This is a genomic window from Olsenella urininfantis (assembly GCF_900155635.1).
GTDB lineage: Bacteria > Actinomycetota > Coriobacteriia > Coriobacteriales > Atopobiaceae > Olsenella_G > Olsenella_G urininfantis.
On record NZ_LT732537.1, the window covers coordinates 1 to 1,454 of the forward strand.

A 1,454-nucleotide genomic window follows, 5' to 3' on the forward strand; every position below is an offset into this window, starting at 1 on the left:
ATGTCAGACAAAGACACGGCCGCTGACGCCGGCGGGATGAAGAAGGAGCTGACGCTCTTCAACTTCTTCACCATCGGCTTCGGCGCCATCATCGGCACCGGGTGGGTGCTCCTCGTGGGCAACTGGATGGTGATGGGCGGGGGTCCCTTCCCCGCCATGATCGCCTTCGCCCTCGGCGCGGTGTTCCTGGTCCCCATCGGCATGGTGTTCGGCGAGCTCACCGCGGCCATCCCCATCTCGGGCGGCATCATCGAGTACGTCGACCGCACCTACGGCCGCCAGCTCGGCTTCCTGACCGGCTGGATGCTCCTGCTGGGCAACGCGCCCCTCTGCCCCTGGGAGGCCATCGCGATCTCGACCCTGCTCACCGACCGCTTCGCCAAGTTCCCCGTCCTGAACTGGCTCACCTCGGTCAAGCTCTACACCATCCTCGGCGCGGACGTCTACCTGTGGCCCACGGCCATCGCCCTGTGCGCCGCCGTGCTGGTCATCTTCCTGAACTTCAAGGGCGCCGGCGCAGCCGCGAAGCTCTCCAGCTTCCTCACCAAGGCCCTCCTCACGGGCATGGTGCTCGCCATGGTCATCTCCTTCATGACCGGCTCGCCCAGCAACGCCCTGCCCGTCTTCTCCCAGGTGTTCGACACCGCCGCGGGCGACACCAAGGCGACCAGCCTCGTGGGCGGCATCATGGCGGTCCTCGTCATGACCCCGTTCTTCTACGCCGGCTTCGACACCATCCCCCAGCAGGCCGAGGAGGCCTCCGAGGACCTCGACTGGAAGAAGTTCGGCATCATCCCGGCGCTCGCGCTCCTCGCGTCCGGCGGCTTCTACCTGGTCTGCATCTACGCCTTCGGCTCCATCATCGACTGGCACGAGTTCGTCGTACCCGCCGTCCCCGCCCTGGCGGTCCTCGAGCGCATCAACCTGTTCTTCTACATCGCGATGCTCGTCATCGCCACGCTCGGCCCCCTCGGCCCCATGAACGCGTTCTTCGGCGCCTCGACCCGCCTGATGCTGGCCCTCGGCCGCAAGAGGATGCTCCCCGAGGTCTTCGCCGAGATCGACCCCGTCTCCGGCGCCCCCAAGACCGCCAACGTCGTCCTCGGCGCCCTGACGCTCGTCGGCCCCTTCCTGGGCCGCAACATGCTGGTCCCCCTGACCAACGTCGCCTCCCTCGGCTTCATCTTCGCCTGCACCATGGCCGCCCTGGCCTGCCTCAGGCTCCGCAAGACCGAGCCCGACCTGCCCAGGCCCTACGAGGTCAACGGCGGCGTGGCCGGCATCGGCGCCGCCATCCTCGCCGGCCTGATCATCATCGGCCTCATGGTCCTGCCCTTCAGCCCCGCCTCCCTCAACATGATCGAGTGGACCATCACCCTGGCCTGGATCGCCATCGGCTTCGCGATCTTCTTCGCCTGCGGCGGCGCGAGGGCCAAGGCGTAGGGGCGCGGCGT

The 1,454-nt window shown here is 67.8% G+C and carries 1 protein-coding gene; it reads left to right on the forward strand.

The features are described from left to right. Positions 1–1,443 carry an APC family permease gene (locus tag CZ375_RS00015; RefSeq protein ID WP_077597316.1) on the forward strand — a complete coding sequence of 481 codons (1,443 nt, stop codon included), beginning with the start codon at positions 1–3 and terminating at the stop codon, positions 1,441–1,443. Positions 1,444–1,454: the final 11 nt, after the last annotated feature.

Coding starts and splice junctions, on each gene's coding strand:
- CZ375_RS00015 (WP_077597316.1), top strand. CDS start 1: ATGTCAGACAAAGACACGGCCGCTGACGCCGGCGGGATGAAGAAGGAG.